The organism is Acidihalobacter yilgarnensis, assembly GCF_001753245.1.
Taxonomy (GTDB): domain Bacteria; phylum Pseudomonadota; class Gammaproteobacteria; order DSM-5130; family Acidihalobacteraceae; genus Acidihalobacter; species Acidihalobacter yilgarnensis.
The window spans coordinates 1,199,714-1,224,495 of record NZ_CP017415.1; the positions used below are offsets into that span (position 1 = coordinate 1,199,714).

Below are 24,782 nucleotides of genomic sequence, written 5' to 3' on the forward strand. Positions count from 1 at the left end.
GCGGAGATGCGCAAGGTGTCGTGTTTGTCGTGCTGCTGCTTGCTGTCGTCGTGGGTGCAGCGACACGCGCGTCTCCAAGATGTTCCAGTGTGGCGCATCCTGAGAGAGAAAGCAGAGCAGCTACCGTTGGCAAGCCCTTAATCAGCTGAGTTTTTCTGAGGTTTCTCATGCGTGCATAGCTTATCCTCTGATATGGTCATCGAACAAGTAGAATGTCGGATGACCCAGACGGTTGGCGTGGGCGGCATGCCAAACGGTATGCTCAGACGCAACATGTCGCGCGTTGATTACTATGAGGACGGCAGGTTTGGAGCCCGAACAGGCGTTAATCGATTGGTATCAGGGGGATATGGGGCGTCAAGTGTGGTCCCGGCTGCACGAAGAGATGCCGGGTCTGCTGGGAGAAATGTTCGGTTATGTCGGAGTCCAGATTGGACTCGGCGCACTGTCACCGTCGTTGTTGGTGAGCAGTCGCGTCAAGCAGCAGGCCGGACTTGCTACCGCCTTGTCGGGTGCGGACATCCTCGGACGCCCTGAAGCGCTGCCTTTCGGGGCGGAAGCGCTGGATCTCGTAGTACTGCCACATGTACTGGAATTTTCATCAGACCCCCATCAGGTCCTGCGTGAGGTGGATCGCGTTCTGGTACCGGACGGGCATGCGATTTTCATCGGGTTCAATCCCGTCAGCCTATGGGGCTTGTGGACGCTGGCCGGCGGCGGCCCTTGGAGCACATCTGGAAGTTCCGGGCGCGCGCACTTGTATACGCAAACCCGGTTGAAGGACTGGCTTGCCTTGTTGGGATTCGATATTACCGAAACGCGTTATCTGTTGTATCGTCCCCCGTCACGCCGTGCTTTGGTCGCGGACCGCTGCGGCTGGTTGGAATCGGCCGGGCGTCGCCGTTTTCCAATGTTCGGTGGGATCCGTATCATTGCCGCCAGAAAGCGGGAGTCGACTCTGACATTTATCAAACCAAGCCGACGTAGGCTGCGTGTACTGTCTGGCGCAACCATCAAAACGGCACCTAAGGCAATTTCCAGTGAACGACACGATTGAAATTTATACAGACGGCGCCTGTCGCGGTAACCCCGGGCCCGGTGGCTGGGGGGCTTTGTTGCGCATGGCTGAGCGTGAAAGGCATTTGTCCGGGGCCGAACCATTGTCGACAAACAACCGGATGGAATTGACTGCTGCAATCAAGGCGCTTGAGGCCCTACACCGACCTTGCACCGTGCGTCTGGTGACGGATTCGATCTATGTGCGAGACGGAATCACTCGCTGGTTACCTGGGTGGAAGCGCAAAGGTTGGAAGACCGCTTCTGGGCAACCGGTAAAGAACCAGGATCTTTGGGTGAATCTTGATGCGGCTTGTCAGCGCCATCAGATTACCTGGGAGTGGGTCAAGGGTCACTCGGGTCATCCGGAAAACGAGCTGGCGGATCGTCTGGCCAATGAGGCGATTGACCGTATGCAAGGCAACATAAGGTGAGATGCAAGCTGAGGGGGGCGTGACGATGAGCGAACGCTCGCGGCGCGCGATTCGGATTCAAACGCTTGGACGCAGGCATGACTAGCCAGGTGGGAGGTGATTGAATGCAACAGATCGTCTTGGATACGGAAACCACGGGTCTAGAGCCGCAGCAGGGCCATCGCATCATCGAAATCGGTTGTGTGGAATTGCAGAACCGCAGGCCGACGGGACGTCACTTCCATTATTATCTGCAGCCTGATCGGGAGATCGATGAAGGCGCAGCCGCAGTTCATGGCATCACGGCAGCGTTTCTGGCGGACAAGCCTCGCTTCAGCGATGTGGCGGAGGAGTTTTTGGCGTTCGTCCGTGGCGCGGAGCTGGTGATCCACAACGCGCCATTCGACCTTGGTTTTCTTGATGCCGAGCTTGCGCGACTGGATCGTGAGCACGTATCGATGCGTGAGCTCTGTCCGATCGTCGACTCGCTGGCATTGGCGCGGCAGATGCATCCGGGACAGCGGAACAGCCTAGATGCCCTGTGTAAGCGTTACGCGGTGAACAATGAACACCGCGAGTTGCACGGAGCATTACTCGACGCGCAGATCCTCGCCGAGGTTTACTTGGCCATGACCGGGGGGCAAACCAGTCTCCTACCGGATAGTCAGAGTGATACGGTCAGGCGTGCGGCGGCAAAACGGACTGACGCCGTGGTGCGTCATCTGGACCGCGACCGGTCGCCTTTGCGCGTGATTCGCGCGGATGACGATGAATGTGAGCGTCATACGGCGGTACTCGACGCGATTGCCAAGGCCAGTGACCAAGGTTGTCGTTGGCGTCAGTCCTAGGTGCGTCTTCCGGGGGATCAGCGGGCTGATTTGAGGATGCGCGATTTGTCTCTATCCCATTCGCGATCACGCTCGGTGGCGCGTTTATCATGCTCCTTTTTGCCCTTTGCTAGGCCGATCTCCAGTTTTGCACGTCCCCGCTTCCAGTAGAGCGCCAGTGGAATCAAGGTAAAGCCTTTGCGTTCCACCGCGCCGATGAGGCGATTGAGTTCGGCGCGGTGCAATAGCATGCGTCGACTCCGTGTGGCGTCGGGATGGACGTGCGTAGACGCACTGAGTAGAGGGGAGATGTGGGCACCGAATAGCCAAGCCTCCCCGTCCTTGATCAGGGCGTAGCTCTCGTTGAGTTGAGCGCGGCCGGCCCGAAGACTCTTGACTTCCCAGCCCTCAAGAGAGAGTCCGGCCTCGTAGGTGTCCTCGATGAAAAAATCGTGTCGAGCACGACGATTCAAGGCGATGGTGGAGCGGCTGCTGGTTTCAGGTTTTTTACTCATGGCGACATTATAAATGGAATACAGCCGGCTGCGTTCGCCAAGTGATCCCCCGATGGGTGTCTTGACGACTTGTTCATGGGTTCCCTTAGGGTTGACAATGCAACGTTTTGCGATGGTGCTTGCGTGAGAAGACTCAAGTCGATACATGGCGAGTGGTCGTCGCGGGGAGCGTTCTTCCTTGCGGCGACGGGCGCGGTCGTCGGTCTTGGCAATATCTGGAAATATCCTTATATCGCGGGCCAGAACGGCGGCGGTGCCTTCCTGCTCCTGTATCTGTTGTGTCTGTTGTTGGTGGGTATGCCCCTGCGCATGGCCGAGTTGCTGCTCGGACGTCGCGGGCGCGGCAGTCCCCCAACGGCCTTTCACGAATTGGCCGTCGACGAAGGTCGATGGCGTGCATGGGCTGCGGTCGGCGTCTTCGCCGTAGTTGCCAGCTTGCTAATACTCTCGTTTTACAGCGTGATTGCGGGCTGGGGCCTGGATTACATGTGGATGAGCGCCGTCGGGAGCTATCGCGGGCAGAGTGAAAGCGCGATTCAGGGCGTGTTTTCGGCACTCAATGATGAGCCCTGGCGATTGTTGATGTGGCATACGCTGTTTATGGGTATGACGACCGCAGTGGTGTCGAGAGGGGTGCAGCGGGGGCTCGAGCGCGTGGCGCGGGTGTTCGTGCCGGTCTTGTTTATTCTGCTTGCCGTGTTGGGATTGTATGCGGCGGTGGAAGGCAACATCGTCAAGGCGGTGCATTATCTTTTTACCCCGGATTTCGCTGCGCTGAATGGAAAGGTGGTGCTGATTGCGTTGGGGCACGCCTTTTTTACCCTGAGTCTGGGCATGGGCACGATGATGGCTTATGGTGCCTATCTGCCAGAGGACGTCTCCATCCTGCGCGTTAGCGTCTGGATCGTCCTCGCCGATACGCTGGCCGCCTTGTTGTCTGGGATTGCGATCTACCCCCTTGTTTTCGCAGGAAATTTGCCCGCGATGCAGGGTCCAGGGTTGATTTTCACCGTATTGCCGACGGCCTATGGGCACGCAAAGTATGGTGATGCGTTTGGGGCCTTGTTCTATATGGCCTTGGTGTTGGCTGCGTGGACTTCTGCGATCGCCCTGCTCGAACCGGGCGTCGCTTGGTTGGTCGAGCGAGGGATGGCACGTGCGAAGGCCGCCATGGTCTTGGGAAGCGTTGTCTGGTTCCTGGGGCTGATGACTATTCTTTCATTCAATATCTGGTCCGGCGTCCTGATTCTCGGGCACAGCTGGTTTGGCTTGCTGGACATGCTGACAGGCAATTTGATGCTGCCTGTGATCGGCCTGTTGATCGTGGTTTTTGTCGGCTGGATGGTTGCCGAGCGCTCGTTGCGGCAGGAATTGCAGTTTCGGCGTGGGGTGTTTCGTATCTGGTTGTCGGTATTGCGATATGTAACGCCGGTGGCAATGCTACTGGTTTTGTTGAACGCCTTGGGTCTGATTCGGGGGGCATATGACGGCAGTAAGCCGATCAGCGCTGGTTAGCTATACGCCACAGGAGATGTTCTCGCTGGTGGACGACATCGAACATTACGCCGATTTCCTGCCTTGGTGTCGCCAGACGACCATTCTGACGCGCGAGGCGCGTGAGGTGAAGGCGAGCATTGAACTGGCACGCGGCGGCGTGCGCAAAACCTTCACCACGCATAACCGGATGCAGCCAGGCAAGATGATCGAGATCCGCTTGGTCGAGGGACCGTTCAGTCACTTGCATGGGTTCTGGCGTTTCGACGCGCTGGGTGAGGGGGCGTGCAAAGTATCGCTGGATATGGAATTCGATTTTGCCAATCGCTTGCTTGGCATGGCTGTAGGGCCGGTATTCAGTCAAATCGTCAATAACCTTGTCGATGCCTTCGTCAAACGTGCCCGTGAAGTCTATGGTGCCCGTTGACCAACTGACGGTCGAGGTGGTCTATGCCTTGCCCCAGCAACAGGCGCTGCTGACGGTAGTCATGCCCGCTGGCGCGACCGTCGAGCAGGCCATACGAAGTTCTGGGCTGCTCGCGATGTTCCCCGGCATTGACCTCGCGACCTGCCGGGTCGGTGTGTTTGGCAAGCTGTGCCGGTTGCTGAAACCGGTTTGCGAAGGCGACCGCATTGAGATTTACCGCCCCTTGGTCATCGATCCCAAGGAGAGTCGCCGGCGTAGGGCAGGCGGCGACTCGCGTTAGTTCGGCGATTTCTGATGCTCCGGCATGGCGGTAGGCCCGCCAACGATACGCGCGAGCTTGCCGTCCTGAAAATAGAGTGTCAGGTGCTTGACCATCTGGCGCCCATAGGTCGGGGTCAGCGCATAGGCATAGTCCCAGCGATTGGGATTGAAGGCATCGGTCAACAAGGGCTCTCCGAGGATGAAACGTACCTGGGCCTCGGACATACCGGTCTTCAACTGTTCGAATTGCGCGGGCTTTACCTCGTTGCCTTGCTGTATTGGCGGGCGGTAGCCGGATAGCCAGCTGGTGCTGCATCCGCTCAGTGCTAGAATGGTCAGGCCGAACAGGGAAATGCGTATTTTTTTCATTTGCGTCATCGCTTCAAATGGGCGCCGCACATCTTAAAGCAAACGGATGTGCATTGCTGGAAGGGACTAATGGAAAACCAAGACCTCAAACGCGCGGGCCTCAAGGTCACGCTGCCGCGCATGAAGATACTGGAAATACTGGAAACTGCGAAGCCACGGCACCTAACTGCCGAGGCTATTTATCGCCTGTTGTTGGATTCTGGCGAGGAAATTGGACTGGCCACGGTCTATCGTGTGCTCACGCAGTTCGAGGCCGCAACGCTGGTGCAAAGACTTCACTTCGAAGGTGGGCAAGCCGTTTTCGAGCTGGCGCGTGGGCATCATCACGATCATATCGTTTGTGGTGAATGCGGGCATGTGGAAGAGTTCTATGACGAGGTGATCGAAACCCGGCAGAAGGCGGTTGCGAACAGCCGCGGCTTCGAAATTCGGGACCACTCACTGATTCTATATGGTAATTGCCAACGCAAAGATTGCTCGTATCGCAATGTCGAGGATTAAGCTGGTTCCTTTACCATCTTAGCCCTGTTGGGCGCCGCGTAGCATTTCCTCCGCGTGCGCCTGCGACTGTGGGGTGATCTGCACTCCGCCGAGCATGCGTGCAAGTTCTTCGATACGAGCAGGATCGGTGAGCAGAGGGTCTATGCGCGTCTCGGTCGAATTCTGCCCCTTGATCTTACGAACAGCGAGCTGACGGTGCGCCTGTGCTGCGACCTGTGGTAAATGGGTGACGCAGAGAATCTGGCGGTCGGCTCCCAGCCGGCGCAGCATCTGTCCGACCACCTCGGCGATCCCCCGCCGATCCCGCTATCGACTTCGTCGAAAATGAGCGTGGGGAGGCGACGGTCGCGCGTGGCCGCCAACTGTAACGCGAGGCTGATACGCGACAACTCGCCGCCAGAGGCCACTTTGGCGAGCGCTCTGGCGGGTTGCCCAGGATTCGCGCTGACCAGGAACTCGACTTGATCGAGTCCGTGTTGGCCGGGTTTTTCGCTGGCGTTCTCGCGTACCGAAATAGCGAAATGCCCTCCAGACATGCCTAGTGTCTGCATTGCTTCGGTGATGGCGTGAGCTAGCGCAGTGGCCGCTTCGCGACGTCCTGTGGTGACGCGCTTGGCCAATGCGCGGTAATGCGTTTCGGCCACCTCTAGTTCGGTGTGAAGCTGGGTGCGGTGGCCATCGTGATCGAGCAATGACTCCCGCTCGTTCTGCAACACCTGGAGTCGTTCCTGTAATGCTTCCGGTTCGCAGCGATGTTTGCGCGCCAGTGTTTGGAGTAGCGCCAAGCGTGCGCCGATCTCATCCAGGCGTAGGGGGTCCAGTTGTACATCGTCCAGGTATCGGCGGAGTTCCGCGGCGGCTTCCTGGATTTCGATCTGGGCATTACGCATGAGTTCGAGCGGAGGCGTGAGGCGAGTATCGAGCCCTGTTGCGTTTTCGAGCGCGTCAACCGCGTGTGACAACATGCCGTTGACGTCCGGCTCGCCCTCGTAAATCAATCCATAGGCGGACTGAGCGGCATCGAGCAACTGACTTGCATGCGCCAGTCGCAAATGCTCATCCTCAAGTTCGCCGATTTCTCCCATCCGTGGCGCCGCAGCTTCGAGCTCGCGGCATTGAAAATCGACGAGGTCAAGGCGGGCCTGCCGATGTTGGTTGTCCTCTTCGAGCGTGCCTAGCTCGGTTTGTATGGAGGCCCATCGGCGGTAGGCGGTGGCCGTTTCGTCCAGCAGTGCGCCATGACCGGCTTGCAGGTCCAGCAAATCGCGCTGGTTTTCGCGGTGAAGAAGGGACTGGTGCGCATGTTGGCCATGAATGTCGACCAATTGTTCGCCCAGCGCCTTGAGTGTCTGAAGGGCAACGGGTGCACCGCCGATGTAGGCTCTGGTGCGTCCCTCGCGTGTGATGATGCGGCGTACCGTGCACGTGGTGTCGTCGGTGTCCAGGTCGTGGTCGAGGAGCCACTTGAGGGTTGTCGGGTGGGCGGTCAGATCGAAGCTGGCGCTGATCTCGGCTTTGTCTGCACCCGGTCGCACGACCGTGCTGTCGGCGCGATCTCCGAGCACGAGCCCGATGGCATCGATCAGGATGGATTTACCAGCACCGGTTTCGCCCGTGAGCGCAGTCATCCCTCGGCCCAACTCAAGCTCCAGATGCTCAATGATGGCGAAATCGCGGATCAGAATGTGTGACAGCATGGGTGCCTGGACTCGATGTGCGATGCGCTCGGGGGCTTAAGGACTCATGTTTGATGAATTTAAGGCTGCTCGCCCCAGTGCAGCTTGGCCCGCAGTATATGGAAGTGATCGTAGGTGCTTGGGTGCAGCAGGCGCAAGGGTTTGTCCTTCTGGCGTATACGGATGACATCGTCGGCGGTGATCGGACTGCAGGATTGGCCGTCGAAGGCCACCTGTGCCGGCGTCGTGTTGTGGGGGGATAGCGAAATTTCTATGCAGGCGGAGGAGCCGACGACCAGTGGTCGGCTGGTGAGTGTGTGAGGGCAGATGGGTACTAGTCCGATGGCCGGTAGCGAAGGCGATAGGATTGGCCCGCCACCGGATAGCGCATAGGCGGTCGAACCCGTCGGTGTGGCAATCACGAGGCCATCGGCGCGTTGGCTGCTGACAAAGTGGCCGTCGATCCGAATATCGAACTCGATCATACGTACGTCACCGCAAATATGCAGTACGACGTCGTTGAGGGCGTCGTGCCGCGCGATCGTCTCGCCAGCGCGCAGGATCTCGGTTTCCAACAGCGCACGTGGTTCTTCGATGTAATTGCCGCCGAGGATTTCATCCAGCCTCAGGGTCATCTCTTCAGGGGAAATGTCGGCGAGAAACCCGAGTCGTCCAAGATTGATGCCGATCAGGGGAACCTCGTGGCAGGCCAGCGAGCGCGCGGCATTGAGCAATGTGCCATCTCCGCCGACCACGATGGCGAGATCGCAGCGTTGTACCAGTTCTTCGCGGGTATGTAGCGCTTCTCCCGGCGCGAGACCGTCTGCACTCTCATCGAGGAGCGGTTGCAGGCCGCGGCTTCTCAGGAAGGCCATGAGCGACGCAAGTGTCGGCGTGAGCCGGGCGTCACCTTGCTTGGCAATAATTCCGGCACTCTTGAAATTTCGCATTGTTTACAGATACTTGGTTGATGGGGGCGGTGATGGCCCAAGTGGGGCTGCGCTTGACAGTCAGAACCCGTATTGTAATCATCGTCGCAGCCATATTGCATGCCCCTGTCGGTTGATGGCACATACCCGTATCCGTAACTATCCCTCCGATGACTCCGGGCTGGATGAGCGTTCCAGGCACCTGTTGAAGGTGTTGGTGGAGAGCTATATTCGGGAAGGACAACCAGTCGGTTCGCGCATTCTGAGCCAGAAAGCTGGATTGGATATCAGTGCGGCTACGGTGCGCAATGTCGTCGCCGACCTGGAAGCAATGGGTTTCGTTCGCTCACCGCATACTTCCGCCGGCCGCGTGCCGACCGCAAGAGGTTATCGCTTGTTCGTGGATACCTTGTTGCAACAGCGCCCCCCGATGCTGAGGCCTTGCGCCAGATGCATATCCATTTGTCACCGGGTCGTGGTGCGGAAAATCTGGTCGAGTCCGCTTCGAATATCCTTTCGGGGATCACGCAGCTGGTGGGCGTGGTGACCGTGCCGCGAAGCCAGTATCTGGCGTTGCGCCAGATCGAATTCCTCGCGCTGTCGGATAAGCGCGTGTTGGTCATCCTCGTGATGAATCAACAGGAAGTCCAGAATCGTATCCTCCAGCTGGATCGCTCCTATGCCCAATCCGAGTTGGATCAGGCCGCCCGCTACCTCAATCACCACTTTGCCGGGCGGGATCTGTTGCACATTCGGGGGGCGTTGTTGCGTGAGCTGGACGAGATGCGTGCAGATATGGACCGCATCATGCGCGATGCAGTCGAACTAGGACAGAAAGCGTTGGAGGATGAAGTCGATCAGGGTGGTGATTATGTGCTGGCTGGGCAGAATAACCTTCTGGAGTATCAGGAGTTGGCTGATCTTGATCGGCTGCGCGCGCTGTTTTCTGCCTTCACAGAGAAACGTGAAGTGCTGCACTTGTTGGACAAGAGCGCGATTGCGGAGGATGTGCAGATTTTCATCGGCCATGAATCTGGCTATGGTGCGCTCGATTATGTCAGCGTGGTGACGGCGCCCTATGTCGCCAATGGTGAGGTGATTGGGATGTTGGGCGTGATTGGCCCAACGCGTATGCCTTATGATCGAGTGATACCCATCGTGGACATCACGGCTAGGCTCCTCGGGAGCGCACTGAACGGGCGGACTTGAACTCTGAGCGAGAGGCCCCACCTATTGCCCAGGTTTGTTTGAATTTGTTCGTGATGCCGCATCGAATCTGGAGCGATTGATGAGTCAAATACCCCCTCAGAATGACGAGAAAACACAGGCCTCGCCAGATGTATCGGAGATGGCGGGTAGTGCTGAGTCTGGTGGTGCCGAGGGCGATGCCCTGGAGGCACTGCACCATGACCTGCAGGAAATGAAGGACAAGGCCCAAGTGCATTGGGATCAGTTTGTGCGCGCGCAGGCAGAGCTCGACAATCTGCGCAAACGTGCTGAACGCGACCTGGCGAACGCCCACAAATATGCGCTTGAGCGCTTCGCGAATGAGCTGCTGCCAGTCAAGGATAGCCTCGAAATGGGGATGAGCGCGGCCGAGGGCGCGGAAGGGGATTCAAGTATCCGCGAGGGTATGGCGCTGACATTGCGCATGTTCGCCCAGGTGTTGACCAAGTTCGGTATCGAAGAGGTCAACCCAGTGGGTGAGCGCTTCGATCCAGAGCGCCATCAGGCGATGACGATGCAGCCATCGGACGAGCAGCCACCCAACACCGTGCTCGCCGTTATGCAAAAAGGCTATGTGCTCAACGATCGCCTGCTGAGGCCAGCCATGGTCGTGGTTTCTAAATCACCCACTTGATGCGGTGACTTGAAATCAGGGCGTAAGCCCCAATCTAGCTCACATATTCAATACGTATTCACCCAAGTGCTAGGGAGATGCAAGACATGGGTAAAATCATAGGTATCGACCTTGGAACCACCAATTCCTGCGTGGCCATCATGGAAGCAGGTAAACCCAAGGTGATCGAAAACAGCGAAGGCGACCGCACCACCCCTTCGATCATCGCCTTTGGCGATGACACCGAAGTGCTGGTCGGCCAGCCGGCGAAGCGCCAGGCCGTCACCAACTCCAGCAATACGCTGTATGCAGTCAAGCGTCTGATTGGCCGTCGTTTCGATGAGCCTGAGGTGCAAAAGGACATCAGGCTCGTGCCCTACAAAATCGCCAAGGCGGATAACGGCGATGCCTGGGTTGAGGTCAATGGCAAGAAAATGGCGCCACCGGAAATTTCTGCCCGCGTGCTGATGAAGATGAAGAAGACCGCGGAGGATTATCTCGGCGAACCGGTGACTGAAGCTGTCATCACGGTGCCCGCCTACTTCAACGATTCTCAGCGTCAGGCGACCAAGGATGCCGGCAAGATCGCGGGTCTCGATGTCAAGCGGATCATTAACGAACCGACGGCGGCAGCCTTGGCCTTTGGCCTGGACAAGAAGGGCGGCGACCGCAAGGTGGCGGTATACGATTTGGGCGGTGGCACCTTCGACATTTCCATCATCGAGATGGCGGACGTCGATGGCGAGCAGCAGTTCGAGGTGTTGGCCACCAACGGCGATACCTTCCTGGGTGGCGAGGATTTCGATACCCGTTTGATTGACTATTTGGCAGACGAGTTCAACAAGGAACAAGGCATTGACCTGCGCGGCGACCCGCTGGCTATGCAACGCCTCAAAGAGGCTGCCGAAAAGGCCAAGATCGAACTGTCCTCGACGCAGCAGACTGAGGTCAACTTGCCTTATGTCACTGCGGACAAGAGCGGCCCCAAGCACCTGAATATCAAGGTGACTCGCGCCAAGTTGGAGTCGCTGGTCGAAAATCTCATCCAGCGCACCATCGAACCCTGCAAGCTGGCCCTCAAGGATGCGGGGTTGTCGACCTCCGAGATTGCGGACGTCATTCTGGTCGGTGGTCAGACGCGCATGCCCAAGGTGCAAGAGGCGGTCAAGAATTTCTTCGGCAAGGAGCCGCGTCGTGACGTGAATCCGGACGAGGCGGTGGCCGTGGGCGCAGCTATCCAGGGTGGCGTGCTGGGTGGAGAGGTCAAGGACGTGCTGCTGCTCGACGTGACCCCGTTGTCACTGGGTATCGAGACGATGGGTGGCGTGATGACGAAACTCATCGAGCGCAACACGACCATACCGACCAAGGCGACGCAGGTGTTCTCGACGGCGGAGGACAACCAGACCGCAGTAACGGTGCATGTGCTGCAGGGTGAGCGAGAGATGGCGGCTGGCAACAAATCGCTGGGTCGCTTCGATCTGACGGATATCCCACCTGCACCGCGTGGTGTGCCGCAGGTAGAAGTGGTGTTCGACATCGACGCGAACGGCATTCTCAATGTGTCGGCCAAGGACAAGGCGACCGGCAAACAACAGTCGATCGTGATCAAGGCCTCTTCAGGCCTTGCCGAAGACGAAATTGATCGTATGGTCAAGGATGCCGAGGCACATCGTGATGATGATAAGCGATTCCATGAACTCGTCACCGCGCGCAATCAGGCGGATAACCTGATACACGCGGCAGAGAAGTCTCTCAAGGAAGCTGGCGACAAGGCGACTGCGGAAGAAACGCAGGCGATCGAACAGGCCGTCAGTGAATTGAAGGAAGCCCTCAAGAGCGACAACAAAGATACGATTGAGGCCAAGACCGAGGCATTGGGCGCCGCATCGGGTAAGCTCGCGGAAAAGCTCTATAGCCAGGCTGGCGGCGAACAGGCGCAACCCGGTGCGACAGGCGATTCGGGTGCTGGTGCTCGCAGCGGTGAGGATGTCGTGGACGCCGAGTTCGAAGAGGTCAAGGAAAACAAAAAATAGACCAATTGTAAGCCGGCCCGGAGGGCCGGCTTCGTGGTGTCAGGCCTGAGCCGCCCGCTTACCATGGGACGGCTCGCATGATTGATGCGAAGCACGCGAGCCACAATGTCGCGGTGCGAGCAGCTGATCGGCAGTGCATGCCATGTTCGGCATGAATGATTCAATTCTAACGTCAAGCGACCGATACCGATGTCGAAAAGAGATTACTACGAGGTGCTGGGCGTGGAGCGCTCGGCAGGTGACGATGAACTCAAGAAGGCGTATCGGCGCCTAGCCATGAAATACCATCCGGACCGAAATCCGGACAATGCCGAAGCGATCGAGCATTTCAAGGAAGCCAAAGAGGCCTATGAAGTGCTCAGCGATGCGCAAAAGCGCGCGGCCTACGACCAATTCGGACACGCCGGTGTGAATGGGGGTGCCGCAGGTGGCGGTGCGGGTTTCGGCGGCGCGGGTTTTGGCGACATCTTTGAGGACATCTTCGGCGATATCTTCGGTGGCGGGCGCGGACGAGGAGAGCGTGCTTACCGCGGCGCGGATCTTCAGTACAACCTCGATCTCAGCCTAGAGGAGGCGGTGTTCGGCACTGAGGTCAAGATTCGCGTACCCACGATTGTCGTCTGCGGGGTTTGTGAAGGCAGTGGGGCAAAAGCGGGAACCCGTGCCGAGAGTTGCCCGACTTGTGCGGGCGTGGGGCAGGTACGTATTCAGCAGGGCTTCTTTTCGGTTCAACAAGCCTGTCCCCGTTGCCACGGCAGCGGAAAAATCATTCCAGATCCTTGCCCAGAGTGTCGAGGCGAGGGGCGTATCCGTGAAACCCGGACATTGTCTGTGAACGTTCCGGCCGGCGTGGACACTGGGGACCGTATTCGCTTGGCTGGTGAGGGCGAGTCTGGCCCGCAAAATGGACCTGCGGGCGATCTTTACGTGCAGATCCGGGTCAAGGAGCACAAGATTTTTACCCGTGAGGGCGAGAATCTTTATTGTGAGGTTCCGATCGATTTTGTCAGTGCAGCTCTCGGTGGCGAGATCGAGGTGCCGACATTGGGCGGACGTGCCCGACTCAAGATTCCGTCGGAAACCCAGACGAACCGCATGTTTCGTATTAGAGGCAAAGGGATCAAGCCTGTTCGCGGTGGCGCAGAGGGCGATCTGATTTGTCGTGTGGTGGTCGAAACGCCTGTCAATTTGACCAAGGCACAGCGTGAGCTGCTGACGCAATTTCAGGAAACACTCAAGGGAAGCGAGCAGAAACACAGTCCTCAGGCGCACAGCTGGCTGGGTGGTGTGAAGGGGTTCTTCGAGGATCTCAAGTCCTGGCTTCATTGATCGCGGTCGTGTGGCGAGACCCTGAGGGTATACGGTAATGACGAAAATCGGCATCGTGGGTGCGGGTGGACGGATGGGGCGGGTGCTGATCGAAGCGGTTCATGCAAACTGCGCTGTTGAACTGGGTGCCGTGGTCGGGCGCCCTGGTAGCCCGCTGATTGGGCGGGATGCTGGTGAGTTGGCCGGCATGGGGTTTCTAGGGTTGAGCGTGTCCGACGATCTTGCTGCGGTGGTTGGAGATTTTGACGTTTTGGTCGACTTCACGTTGCCTGAAGGCACTCTCGAACATGCCGAGGTGTGCGCGCAGCACGGGCGTCCAATGGTAATCGGCACGACGGGCTTTTCTGCGATGCAACAACGTGAACTGGACCGACTGGGCCGACGAATTCCCTTGTTGATCGCCCCCAACATGAGCATAGGGGTGAATCTTTGTCTGACGCTGCTGGAAACCGCGGCCAAGGTATTGGGTGATGAGGTCGATATCGAAATCATCGAGGCGCATCATCGGCACAAGGTTGATGCGCCTTCGGGCACCGCCCTCCAGATGGGTGGCGTGGTGGCGCAAGCCCTCGGTCGGGATCTCGATACTTGCGCGATTTATGGGCGGGAGGGACGCACAGGACCGCGTGAGCGTGGCACCATCGGTTTCGAGACGATTCGCGCAGGCGATATCGTCGGGGAGCATACGGTGATGTTCGCAGGACTGGGGGAGCGTATCGAGATCACTCATAAGGCGACTAGCCGCATGACCTTCGCCAGCGGTGCCTTGCGTGCTGCGGCCTGGCTTGTTGGGCGTCCTGCTGGGCGTTACGACATGCGCGATGTGCTCGGCTTGGGCTGAGAAGGGTATCTTCGCGTGGACAGGCCACGTGTGGGTCGCGTAAAATTCAGCCGATTACATGGCCTCTTGTCTACGCGCTGAACTTTCAGCGTGTATTGGGCGCGTGGGCAAGAAGCGCATGAGTCCCCCGCGTCGCGGGGATTGGCATATCCAAACGGGGCGCTGGTCCCGTTTTTCGTATCTACGGTGAACCGCTTGAATCAAGCCGCTTTGTTGGCTCTAGAAGATGGCAGCCTGTTCTATGGCACCGCCGTCGGCGCGCAAGGGGAGTGTGTCGGCGAGGTGGTATTCAATACCGCCATGACGGGCTATCAGGAAATACTGACCGATCCATCCTATGCGCGCCAAATCGTCACACTGACCTACCCGCATATTGGTAATACCGGCACCAATCCAGAGGATGAAGAATCCGCACACGTGTTTGCGGCTGGGTTGGTCATCCGCGATTTGCCTCTACTCCATTCGAGCTGGCGGGCGACTGAGTCTCTGGATGCCTACTTGAGCAGGCGAGGCCTAGTCGCGATTGCTGAGGTCGACACGCGCCAGTTGACGCGCCTGCTGAGGGATAAAGGCGCCCTCAACGGATGCATTCAGGCGGGGGTGATCGATGTGGATCGCGCCCTCGCGGCAGCCCGTGGTTTCCCTGGGCTCAAGGGCATGGACCTCGCGCGCGAGGTGACTACCGACGAGGCTTACGAATGGCGTGAGGGCTCCTGGCTTAATAGTGGTGGGTCCCGCCAAGGTGGTGAGGGCATGGCCGACGCGTTGCACGTGGTGGCCTACGATTTTGGCGTCAAGCGCAATATTCTGCGCATGCTGGCCGACAGGGGTTGTCGCCTGACCGTCGTGCCTGCCGAGACATCCGCAGCCGAGGTGATGCGCATGGCGCCAGACGGTCTCTTCCTGTCCAACGGGCCGGGCGATCCGGAGCCCTGTGATTACGCCATCGAAGCTATAGCCGAGTTGGTCGATCGCGAAGTGCCGACCTTCGGCATCTGCCTGGGTCACCAGCTGCTCGGACTGGCGAGTGGCGCGTCGACCATTAAGATGAAGTTCGGACATCACGGCGCCAATCATCCGGTACAGGACCTAGAGAGCGGACGAGTCATGATCAGCTCGCAGAATCACGGCTTCGCCGTGGATGAATCCAGTCTCACGACCCATCTGCGCGCTACGCACCGTTCACTTTTCGATGGTTCGTTGCAGGGGATCGAACGGACCGACCGACCGGCGTTCGGCTTTCAGGGGCATCCCGAGGCCAGTCCCGGTCCTCATGACGTGGCTGGTCTCTTTGATCGATTCATCCGGCTCATGCGCGCCTAAACGCTGCGCGGTTCGTACACAGACAACGGAAACCCATGCCCAAACGTACCGACATCAAAAGCATCCTGGTCATAGGCGCTGGCCCGATCGTCATCGGCCAAGCCTGCGAGTTCGATTACTCGGGGGCGCAGGCGTGCAAGGCGCTCAAGGAGGAGGGCTATCGAGTCATCCTGGTTAATTCGAATCCGGCCACGATCATGACCGATCCGGAGACTGCCGACGCGGTCTATATCGAGCCAATCGAATGGCGTACCGTGTCGCGCATCATCGAGCGCGAACGCCCTGACGCGTTATTGCCAACCATGGGAGGGCAGACGGCGCTTAACTGCGCACTGGATCTGGCTCGAGAGGGGGTGCTCGAACGTCATGGCGTAGAAATGATCGGTGCCGATCGGGATGCCATCGACATGGCGGAAGATCGCGAGCGCTTTCGTCATGCGATGGCCGAAATCGGCTTGCCCACGCCAAAAGCCTTCGCTGCGCATAGCTTCGAAGAAGCGCAACAGGTGCAGGGTGGCATTGGCTTCCCGACCATTATCCGACCGTCGTTCACCATGGGTGGTAGTGGCGGCGGAATTGCCTATAACCGTGAGGAATTCGAGGAAATCGTCAAGCGCGGACTCGATCTGTCGCCGACACATGAGGTGTTGCTTGAAGAATCGGTCCTCGGCTGGAAGGAATATGAAATGGAGGTCGTGCGCGACCGCGCCGACAACTGCATTATCGTCTGCTCCATCGAAAACCTCGATCCGATGGGCGTTCATACCGGTGATTCCATCACGGTTGCCCCTGCACAGACCTTGACCGACAAGGAATATCAGCATCTGCGCGATGCTTCCATTGCGGTCCTGCGCAAAATTGGTGTGGATACTGGCGGATCGAACGTCCAGTTCGCGGTCGATCCGGCGACGGGGCGGATCATTGTCATCGAGATGAACCCGCGCGTGTCACGGTCATCAGCCCTGGCCTCTAAGGCAACTGGCTTCCCTATCGCCAAGGTCGCCGCCAAGCTCGCCGTAGGTTATACCCTGGACGAATTGCGCAACGACATTACTGGCGGCGTAACCCCGGCATCGTTCGAGCCGACGATCGACTACGTCGTGACGAAGATTCCTCGCTTCACCTTTGAAAAATTCCCGAAGGCTGATTCACGTTTGACCACCCAAATGAAATCGGTGGGGGAAGTTATGGCGATTGGCCGCAGCTTCCAGGAATCCTTCCAAAAGGCTTTGCGGGGCCTCGAAATTGGAGTCGATGGCCTCAATGAGGTGCTGGATCAAAGCGACCGGGAAACCGCCGAGGCCAGATTGCGCCAAGAGCTACGCGCGCCGACTGAACAGCGTATCTGGTATCTTGCGGACGCCTTTCGTTACGGTATGAGCCTTGAAGAAATACATGAGCTCAGCCGTATCGATCCTTGGTTCCTTGCGCAAATCGAAGATCTCGTGCGTAGCGAGCAAGTTCTCAAGGGAACCTCGATGGAGGCCCTCTCCGCCGAGAATTTCCGGCGCCTCAAGCGTAAGGGTTTTTCGGACCGCCGCTTGGCGTGGTTGCTCGACGAGACTGAACGTACAGTACGCCAACGTCGCCATCAGCTCGGTATCCGTCCGGTTTACAAGCGGGTGGATAGTTGCGCTGCAGAATTCGCTTCAAGTACCGCCTACCTTTACTCGACTTACGAGACAGTCTGTGAGGCCGAACCGACCGGGCGCGACAAGATCATGGTGCTCGGTGGCGGGCCCAATCGGATCGGCCAAGGTATCGAGTTCGATTACTGCTGTGTTCACGCCGCGTTGGCCTTACGTGATGATGGTTACGAAACCATCATGGTCAATTGCAATCCTGAAACGGTTTCGACCGACTACGACACCTCTGACCGGCTCTATTTCGAGCCGCTGACGCTCGAAGACGTATTAGAGATCATCGACGTCGAACAGCCCAAGGGTGTGATCGTGCAGTATGGCGGCCAAACCCCGCTTAAGCTGGCTCGCGAGTTGGAGGCGGCAGGTGCGCCGATCATCGGGACGAGCCCGGATTCGATCGACCTTGCCGAAGATCGTGAACGGTTTCAACATCTGATCGAGTCGCTAGGCTTGATGCAGCCACCGAATCGTACCGCGCGCAGCGCGGAAGAAGCGGCTCGGTTGGCCGACGAAGTCGGTTATCCGGTCGTCGTGCGTCCATCCTATGTGTTGGGTGGTCGTGCCATGGAAATCGTGTATGACGAACAGGATTTGCGGCGGTACATGAACGAGGCGGTCAAGGTTTCGAACGACGCGCCCGTGCTCATCGATCGCTTTCTGGACGACGCCATCGAGGTCGATGTGGACGCGATTTGTGATGGCGAATCGGTGCTCATTGGCGGTGTCATGCAGCATATCGAACAAGCGGGCGTACATTCCGGTGATTCCGCCTGCTCGCTTCCGCCGTATTCGCTCGGTGCCGAATTGTTGGAAAGGCTGCGCGATCAGGTGCGACGGATGGCGATCAGTCTCAAGGTGGTCGGGTTGATGAATGCCCAGCTGGCCGTTAAGGGTGACGATATCTATGTGCTTGAAGTCAATCCGCGCGCCTCGCGGACGGTACCGTTTGTATCCAAGGCCAATGGCTTGCCGATGGCCAAGGTTGGGGCTCGTTGCATGGTGGGGCAGACACTCGCGCAACAGGGTATCGTTAGGGAGCTGATCCCACCGTATTTCTCGGTCAAGGAGGCGGTATTCCCGTTCATTAAATTCCCCGGCGTTGACCCGATTCTCGGTCCTGAGATGAAATCCACGGGCGAGGTGATGGGCATCGGTTTGACCTTTGGAGAGGCCTTCGCCAAGGCGCAATTGGCATCGGGCGTCGTCTTGCCGCGTGGCGGTCGAGCCTTTATCAGCGTACGCGACGAGGACAAGGCTGCCGCCGTTGATGTCGCACGGGAGCTACTCAATAGAGGGTTCAAGTTGGTGGCGACCCATGGTACCCGGAAGATTCTGGCCGATGCGGGATTGCTTTGCGATGCGGTCAACAAGGTCATGGAGGGGCGCCCGCACGTGGTCGATATGATCAAGAATGGCGAGATTGACATGATCGTGAACACCACCGCGAACAAGCAGGCCATAGCGGATTCCTTCACTATTCGCCGCGAGGCACTACAGCGTAAAATTACTTACGCCACCACCATGGCCGGTGCGGTTGCGATGTGTTTGGCAATGGATTTTCTGGACAACGAGGCGGTCTACCGTCTGCAGGACCTGCATAAGGAGGCTCGGCAATGAATAAGGTGCCGTTGACAGTTCTGGGCGCTGAAAAGCTGCGGACGGAATTGCAGAAACTTAAATCCGAGGAGCGTCCGCGTGTCGTGGCAGCGATTGCGGAGGCCCGTGCGCATGGCGACCTCAAGGAGAACGCCGAGTATCACGCGGCTCGCGAGCAGCAAGGCTTTATAGAGGGTCGCATCCAGGAGGTCGAGGCGAAGCTGGCCAACGCGCAGGTGATCGACGTGACCAAGCTTAATCCGGGTGGCAAGGTGGTGTTTGGCGCGACGGTCGATTTGATGGATGTGGCTTCCGGGGATGAAATCACCTATCAGATCGTCGGGGAGGACGAGGCGGACATCAAGCAGGGCCGGGTTTCGGTCAGCTCCCCGATTGCGCGTGCACTAATCGGCAAAATGGAAGGTGACGAAGTGCTTGTGCAGGCCCCTGGCGGCACGCGAGAGTATGAAGTGCTCGCTGTGCGTTACGTCTGATTCGTCCGTTTTTTCAGATACAGGGCCACAATGCCACCGATGCGCTGTACGAGGTCGGCGCCGGTAGCGGAGATGATCTCGTCGACGATTGGCCCCATCGCCTCGCGACCGCCGGGTATCCGGACCTTGATCAGTTCATGGTGATCGAGAGCCGCCTGAATTTCCTCGATCACGCTCGGATGTAGCCCCTTTTGGCCGATGAGTACGACCGGTTTAAGTGTATGCGCGCGCGCCCTGAGCGCGCGTCGTTGTTGATCATCGAGTACCATGGTCATGTCCTTCGCCCGGAAAGCCGGGCAGTCTAGCATGGGTCGGAGAGGAAACCAGTGCCGCCTCGCAGCAAGAGTAGCCGTCAGTGGCTGCGTGAACATTTCGATGATCCGTACGTGAAACGCGCGCAGGCGGAGGGTTATCGTTCGCGCGCTGTTTACAAATTGCTTGAGCTTGATGAGCGCAATCCATTGTTCAAGCCTGGGCAGCTGGTGGTTGATCTCGGAGCCGCTCCTGGGGGGTGGAGTCAAGTCGCGCGTGCGCGCCTTGGGGAAGGTGGGCGAGTGATCGCCACGGATATACTCCCGATGGACCCGCTGCCCGGTGTCGAATTCCTACAAGGCGATTTTAGAGAGGAGTCGGTGCTCAGTCAGTTGCTTCTGAGCATCGGAAATCAGGGCGCCGACCTTGTATTATCCGATATGGCGCCCAATATGAGTGGGGTGCTCGCCGTGGATCAGCCCCGGGGAATGCTATTGGCTGAACTCGCGCTCGACCTTGGCATGAAAGTGCTTCGGCCGGGAGGGGGGATGGTGTTGAAACTGTTTCAAGGCCGAGGGTCAGATATTTTCCTGGCGGAGTTGAGGCGTGGATTCGAACGTGTTGGGGTGCGCAAACCCAAAGCATCACGTCCGCGTAGCCGTGAGGTCTATATCGTGGCCACCGGCCGGAAACTATAGTAATGTCCGTACTGTGCGGACGTCGTACTTGAGGTGACGCTTTGAACGATCTCGTCAAGAATATCATCCTGTGGGCGGTGATCGCCGTCGTGCTGATGTCTGTATTCAACAACTTCAGTCAGCACAGCGATTCATCGTCTTCGACCATGTCCTATTCCCAATTCATCGCTGCGGTGAAGAGTGGACGGGTCAAGAATGTCATGATTGACGGGCGTACCGTCAATGGCGTGACCGATGGCGGACAGAAATTCACGACCTATACGCCAACCGATCCCGGCATGATTGGCGATCTGCTCAATAACGGCGTGAACGTCGCCGCGGCGGCACCCAAGAAGGAATCCTTGCTGCTGTCGATATTGATCAGCTGGTTCCCGATGCTGCTATTGATCGGCGTCTGGATATTTTTCCTGCGCCAGATGCAGGGTGGCGCAGGCGGACGTGGTGCGATGTCCTTCGGCAAGAGCCGGGCCAGGATGATGAGCGAGGACCAGGTGAAAATTACCTTCGCCGATGTGGCAGGTGTGGACGAGGCTAAGGAAGAGGTTTCCGAACTCGTCGAATTTCTCCGTGATCCAGGCAAATTCCAGAAACTCGGCGGCAAGATTCCGCGCGGCGTGCTGATGGTCGGTTCGCCAGGTACAGGTAAGACCTTGTTGGCCAAGGCCATCGCGGGTGAGGCCAAGGTACCTTTCTTCAGTATTTCCGGTTCTGATTTCGTGGAGATGTTCGTGGGTGTCGGCGCCTCACGTGTGCGCGACATGTTCGAGCAGGCGAAGAAGCATGCGCCCTGCATCATCTTCATCGACGAGATTGATGCCGTGGGCCGTCACCGTGGCGCCGGTTTGGGTGGTGGCCATGATGAGCGAGAGCAGACGCTTAATCAGTTGCTGGTCGAGATGGATGGCTTCGAGGGTACCGAAGGTGTCATCGTGATCGCTGCGACTAACCGGCCGGATGTGCTCGATCCGGCGCTATTGCGTCCGGGCCGCTTCGACCGTCAAGTGGTTGTCCCGTTGCCGGATGTTCGTGGGCGAGAACAAATACTCAAGGTCCATATGCGTCGCGTGCCCATCGGTGACGACGTCAAGCCGAGCATCATCGCACGTGGTACGCCGGGGTTTTCGGGTGCCGATCTGGCCAATCTTGTGAACGAGGCGGCGCTGTTTGCGGCGCGTGCCAACAAGCGCAGCGTTGACATGCTGGAGTTCGAGCGCGCTAAGGACAAAATAATGATGGGCGCGGAACGGCGCTCAATGGTCATGAGCGAGGATGAGAAAAAGCTGACGGCATATCACGAAGCGGGCCATGCGATCGTTGGCCTTCGGGTTCCCGACCACGATCCCGTTTACAAGGTCAGTATTATTCCGCGTGGTCGAGCATTGGGCGTGACGATGTTCCTGCCCGAGGATGACCGTTATAGCTACAGCAAGCAGCGTCTGGAAAGTCAGATATCGAGTTTGTTTGGTGGGAGAATCGCGGAAGAGCTTATCTTCGGACTGGAGCGAGTGACGACAGGCGCCTCGAATGACATCGAGCGAGCGACCGATATCGCCAGGAACATGGTGACCAAGTGGGGTCTTTCCGAACGTTTAGGTCCGTTGGCCTACAGCGAGGATGAGGGCGAGGTATTTCTGGGTCGGAGTGTTACTCAACACAAGCAGGTGTCGGATGAGACCGCGCATGTGATCGATGAGGAAATCCGGTCGGTCATCGAACGTAACTATGTCCGGTCTCAGCAGATCCTGCGTGATGATACCGATAAGCTGCATATCATGGCTCAGGCCTTGATTAAATACGAAACTATTGATGCCGATCAGATAGCCGATATCATGTCTGGCAAGGATCCGCGGCCGCCCTCGGATTGGAGCGATGAGGGGCCGAATTCCGGCCCGACCGCATCCTCTGGAGACAAGACCACGCAAGAGGCTGGTGATGGGAAGCTGGGCGATCCCGCAAGTCTGCACTAGCCGTTACTGACTCGGTGTGAGCGCGCCAATAAAAGGGGCGGATGGGGTTGTCAATCCCACTCCGCCCCATTCGGTTGTGCTGGACTGCGCGGGACGACGACTGGATCTGTCGCGACCCCGCGTCATGGGGATATTGAACGTTACGCCGGATTCGTTCTCAGACGGCGGCCGCCACACAACGATGTCCGCGGCGATCGCGTACGCCGTGAATATGGTGGAAGCGGGCGCCGATCTCATCGATGTTGGAGGTGAGTCCACCCGCCCAGGCGCAACCGATGTCGACGTGCCCAGCGAGATTGCACGCATCGAGAAGGTAATTCGTGCGCTGAGCCGAGAAGTCAGTGTGCCCATCTCAATTGATACGCGGAAGCCGGATGTGATGCGGGCAGCCGTTGAAGCGGGTGCAGGGCTGATCAACGACATTCGCGCCCTGCTCGCGCCAGGGGCTCTTTCCCTCGCGATCGAATTGGATGTTCCCGTTTGCCTCATGCATATGAAAGGCGAGCCAGGCAGCATGCAGGCCACGCCACCCCAATACGCAAATGTGGTCGAGGAGGTCGAATCATTCCTGCTTGCGCGCGCACGGGAATGCGTGGCTGCGGGCATGAATCCCGGGAGGATTCTACTGGACCCTGGGATCGGTTTTGGCAAAGGTTTGCAGCATAATCTGGAGCTGTTACGCGCCACCGCGCGGTTGGCCGGGCAGGGATATCCGCTACTGCTCGGCATGTCTCGAAAATCGATGATTGGGGCATTACTGGCAAATCGACCTGTAGAAGGGCGCATCGACGGGAGTGTCGGTGCTGCGGTTGCTGCTGCGTTGGCGGGTGCGCGTGTGCTCAGGGTGCACGATGTCAGGCAGACCGTCGATGCGCTGAATGTCGCTTGGGCGATTAGTCAACAAGAGGTTTAACAATCATGTCCAGGGCCTATTTTGGAACGGACGGCATCCGTGGTCGTGTCGGCGATGCCCCGATGACGCCGGAATTCATCTTGCGTCTCGGTTGGGCAGCGGGGCGGGTCCTTGCTGGACATGGGCGCCGGCTGATACTGATCGGCAAGGACACGCGCATATCCGGATACATGTTCGAATCCGTGCTTGAATCCGGCCTTTCAGCGGCAGGTGTCAATACCCGGTTGCTGGGGCCGATGCCAACACCTGGGGTGGCCTATTTAACGCGAACCTTTCGCGCGAGCGCGGGCATCGTGATTAGTGCGTCGCACAATCCCTACTACGACAATGGCATCAAGTTTTTCTCCGGTGCGGGCACCAAGCTGCCCGACGAACTGGAGGCGGCCATTGAAGCGGAGTTGGTGAAGACCATGTCGGTGGTCGATTCCGCTGAGCTGGGTAAGGTTGAGCGAGTGGTCGATGCTGCAGGCCGGTATATCGAGTTTTGCAAGAGCACGGTGCCAACCGGAACGGCATTGCATGGAATGAAAATTGTGGTCGATTGCGCCAATGGCGCAACCTACCACATTGCGCCAGCCGTATTTGCCGAGCTGGGAGCCAAGGTTATCCCGCTATGCGATGAGCCTGATGGCATCAATATCAATGCCAGTTGTGGATCCACGGCTCCACGACGCTTGGCGGATGCCGTACTGAATCAGCATGCCGATCTCGGCATTGCGTTCGATGGTGATGGAGATCGCGTCGTCATGGTGGATGGTCGTGGCGAGACCGTGGATGGCGACGAGTTGCTGTACATCATTGCGGCGACACGTCTGGAGCGGGCCGAATTGCAAGGGACTGGGGTCGTGGGCACGCTGATGTCGAACTTGGGCCTGGAGCACGCTCTTGCTCGTCTTGGCATACCTTTTGAGCGAGCTGCTGTGGGCGACCGGTATGTCATGGAGGCCCTTCAGCGTAGAGGCTGGTTGCTGGGAGGGGAAAATTCCGGGCACTTGATCTGCCTCGACCGGCAGACAACGGGAGATGGAATCGTCGCAGCGCTTCAGGTGTTGGCCGCGATGGTGGCTACTGGTAGGGGTTTGCGGGAGCTGTCTTCGGGCTTGGAAAAATACCCTCAGGTACTGGTCAATGTGCCCCTTGTTCCAGGTTTCTCGATTGGCGCATCCTCAGTGCTGGCCGAGGCGGTCAGCGACGTTGAGGCCAGTCTTGGCGAGCAGGGCCGTGTTTTATTAAGGGCATCGGGTACGGAGCCTCTATTGAGAATCATGATTGAGGGCCGAGAGTCGCGTAAGGTACGGGCGCTAGCAGACCAACTAGCGGCTGCGGTGCGAGCTGAGCAAAACCGCTTTGCGGTGACGGGATCTATGCCGAATTGATTTATC

23 protein-coding genes and 1 pseudogene are annotated in these 24,782 nt (G+C 58.2%); 19 read left to right on the forward strand and 5 right to left on the reverse strand.

Annotated features, from left to right (window positions below):
* The first annotated feature begins 307 nt into the window (after window positions 1-307).
* The 3 genes from BI364_RS05625 to dnaQ all read left to right on the forward strand — a co-directional run bounded on the left by BI364_RS05625 (window position 308) and on the right by dnaQ (window position 2,317).
* Complete coding sequence (locus BI364_RS05625) at window positions 308-1,057, forward strand: class I SAM-dependent methyltransferase (protein WP_197495898.1); 750 nt, start codon at window positions 308-310, stop codon at window positions 1,055-1,057.
* On the forward strand, window positions 1,041-1,490 hold the full coding sequence (rnhA, locus tag BI364_RS05630) for a ribonuclease HI (protein ID WP_070077900.1): 450 nt from the start codon (window positions 1,041-1,043) through the stop codon (window positions 1,488-1,490). Before BI364_RS05625 ends, rnhA begins: the two co-directional genes overlap by 17 nt.
* A gap of 104 nt (window positions 1,491-1,594) precedes the next feature.
* Entirely contained in the window at window positions 1,595-2,317 is a 723-nt protein-coding gene (dnaQ, locus tag BI364_RS05635; RefSeq protein WP_070077901.1) for a DNA polymerase III subunit epsilon, read from the forward strand.
* 17 nt (window positions 2,318-2,334) lie between these two features.
* On the opposite strand, the gene smpB is transcribed toward dnaQ, so the two are convergent.
* Window positions 2,335-2,811 carry an SsrA-binding protein SmpB gene (smpB, locus tag BI364_RS05640; RefSeq protein WP_070077902.1) on the reverse strand — a complete coding sequence of 159 codons (477 nt, stop codon included), beginning with the start codon at window positions 2,809-2,811 and terminating at the stop codon, window positions 2,335-2,337.
* 123 nt (window positions 2,812-2,934) lie between these two features.
* Here smpB and BI364_RS05645 point away from each other — a divergent pair, with 123 nt between their 5' ends.
* From BI364_RS05645 to BI364_RS05655, 3 genes are read left to right on the forward strand one after another with little or no spacing between them, the layout of a single operon-like run.
* A complete protein-coding gene (locus BI364_RS05645) occupies window positions 2,935-4,326 on the forward strand; it encodes a sodium-dependent transporter (protein WP_070077903.1) in 1,392 nt (463 codons plus the stop codon).
* On the forward strand, window positions 4,295-4,732 hold the full coding sequence (locus BI364_RS05650; RefSeq protein ID WP_070077904.1) for a type II toxin-antitoxin system RatA family toxin: 438 nt from the start codon (window positions 4,295-4,297) through the stop codon (window positions 4,730-4,732). The genes BI364_RS05645 and BI364_RS05650 overlap by 32 nt, the downstream gene beginning before the upstream one ends.
* Window positions 4,719-5,012, forward strand: coding sequence for an RnfH family protein (locus BI364_RS05655; protein ID WP_070077905.1), 294 nt, complete (start codon window positions 4,719-4,721; stop codon window positions 5,010-5,012). The genes BI364_RS05650 and BI364_RS05655 overlap by 14 nt, the downstream gene beginning before the upstream one ends.
* Here the strand turns inward: BI364_RS05655 and BI364_RS05660 are convergent.
* Window positions 5,009-5,362 (reverse strand): outer membrane protein assembly factor BamE, encoded by a 354-nt coding sequence (locus BI364_RS05660; RefSeq protein ID WP_197495900.1) that lies wholly within the window; start codon window positions 5,360-5,362, stop codon window positions 5,009-5,011. The two genes, BI364_RS05655 and BI364_RS05660, sit on opposite strands and share 4 nt — an antisense overlap.
* Window positions 5,363-5,431: 69 nt before the next feature.
* On the opposite strand from BI364_RS05660, the gene fur reads away from it, so the two are divergent.
* Window positions 5,432-5,863, forward strand: a complete 432-nt coding sequence (gene fur / locus BI364_RS05665; protein WP_070077907.1) for a ferric iron uptake transcriptional regulator — start codon at window positions 5,432-5,434, stop codon at window positions 5,861-5,863.
* Window positions 5,864-6,003: 140 nt separating this feature from the next.
* On the opposite strand, the gene recN is transcribed toward fur, so the two are convergent.
* Both recN and BI364_RS05675 read right to left on the reverse strand, forming a co-directional pair.
* Window positions 6,004-7,560, reverse strand: coding sequence for a DNA repair protein RecN (gene recN, locus BI364_RS05670; protein ID WP_233279581.1), 1,557 nt, complete (start codon window positions 7,558-7,560; stop codon window positions 6,004-6,006).
* A 59-nt stretch (window positions 7,561-7,619) separates the two neighbouring features.
* On the reverse strand, window positions 7,620-8,489 hold the full coding sequence (locus tag BI364_RS05675) for an NAD(+) kinase (RefSeq protein WP_070077908.1): 870 nt from the start codon (window positions 8,487-8,489) through the stop codon (window positions 7,620-7,622).
* Between the two features lie 115 nt (window positions 8,490-8,604).
* Between BI364_RS05675 and hrcA the strand changes: the two are divergent.
* From hrcA to greA, 8 genes and pseudogenes are all read left to right on the forward strand, one after another.
* A pseudogene (hrcA, locus tag BI364_RS05680) lies at window positions 8,605-9,677 on the forward strand (heat-inducible transcriptional repressor HrcA).
* A gap of 79 nt (window positions 9,678-9,756) precedes the next feature.
* Window positions 9,757-10,329 (forward strand): nucleotide exchange factor GrpE, encoded by a 573-nt coding sequence (grpE, locus tag BI364_RS05685; protein ID WP_070079927.1) that lies wholly within the window; start codon window positions 9,757-9,759, stop codon window positions 10,327-10,329.
* Between the two features lie 86 nt (window positions 10,330-10,415).
* On the forward strand, window positions 10,416-12,344 hold the full coding sequence (dnaK, locus tag BI364_RS05690; protein WP_070079928.1) for a molecular chaperone DnaK: 1,929 nt from the start codon (window positions 10,416-10,418) through the stop codon (window positions 12,342-12,344).
* A 189-nt stretch (window positions 12,345-12,533) separates the two neighbouring features.
* Complete coding sequence (dnaJ, locus tag BI364_RS05695) at window positions 12,534-13,673, forward strand: molecular chaperone DnaJ (protein WP_070077909.1); 1,140 nt, start codon at window positions 12,534-12,536, stop codon at window positions 13,671-13,673.
* 37 nt (window positions 13,674-13,710) lie between these two features.
* Window positions 13,711-14,514: a 4-hydroxy-tetrahydrodipicolinate reductase gene (gene dapB, locus BI364_RS05700; RefSeq protein ID WP_070077910.1), complete on the forward strand. Its 804-nt coding sequence runs from the start codon at window positions 13,711-13,713 to the stop codon at window positions 14,512-14,514.
* A 195-nt stretch (window positions 14,515-14,709) separates the two neighbouring features.
* A complete protein-coding gene (carA, locus tag BI364_RS05705) occupies window positions 14,710-15,837 on the forward strand; it encodes a glutamine-hydrolyzing carbamoyl-phosphate synthase small subunit (protein ID WP_070079929.1) in 1,128 nt (375 codons plus the stop codon).
* Window positions 15,838-15,872: 35 nt separating this feature from the next.
* The gene (gene carB / locus BI364_RS05710) at window positions 15,873-19,097 is read left to right on the forward strand and encodes a carbamoyl-phosphate synthase large subunit (protein WP_070077911.1); all 3,225 of its coding nucleotides are present in this window, start codon (window positions 15,873-15,875) and stop codon (window positions 19,095-19,097) included.
* A complete protein-coding gene (gene greA, locus BI364_RS05715; RefSeq protein ID WP_070077912.1) occupies window positions 19,094-19,570 on the forward strand; it encodes a transcription elongation factor GreA in 477 nt (158 codons plus the stop codon). Before carB ends, greA begins: the two co-directional genes overlap by 4 nt.
* Here the strand turns inward: greA and BI364_RS05720 are convergent.
* Window positions 19,561-19,845: a YhbY family RNA-binding protein gene (locus BI364_RS05720; RefSeq protein ID WP_407639335.1), complete on the reverse strand. Its 285-nt coding sequence runs from the start codon at window positions 19,843-19,845 to the stop codon at window positions 19,561-19,563. The genes greA and BI364_RS05720 overlap by 10 nt on opposite strands.
* Before the next feature lie 51 nt (window positions 19,846-19,896).
* On the opposite strand from BI364_RS05720, the gene rlmE reads away from it, so the two are divergent.
* From rlmE to glmM, 4 genes are all read left to right on the forward strand, one after another.
* Window positions 19,897-20,520, forward strand: coding sequence for a 23S rRNA (uridine(2552)-2'-O)-methyltransferase RlmE (rlmE, locus tag BI364_RS05725; RefSeq protein WP_070077913.1), 624 nt, complete (start codon window positions 19,897-19,899; stop codon window positions 20,518-20,520).
* Window positions 20,521-20,561: 41 nt separating this feature from the next.
* Window positions 20,562-22,487, forward strand: a complete 1,926-nt coding sequence (gene ftsH, locus BI364_RS05730; RefSeq protein ID WP_070077914.1) for an ATP-dependent zinc metalloprotease FtsH — start codon at window positions 20,562-20,564, stop codon at window positions 22,485-22,487.
* Window positions 22,488-22,611: 124 nt separating this feature from the next.
* A complete protein-coding gene (folP, locus tag BI364_RS05735; protein WP_083251527.1) occupies window positions 22,612-23,400 on the forward strand; it encodes a dihydropteroate synthase in 789 nt (262 codons plus the stop codon).
* A gap of 5 nt (window positions 23,401-23,405) precedes the next feature.
* Window positions 23,406-24,776: a phosphoglucosamine mutase gene (glmM, locus tag BI364_RS05740; RefSeq protein ID WP_070077915.1), complete on the forward strand. Its 1,371-nt coding sequence runs from the start codon at window positions 23,406-23,408 to the stop codon at window positions 24,774-24,776.
* Window positions 24,777-24,782: the final 6 nt, after the last annotated feature.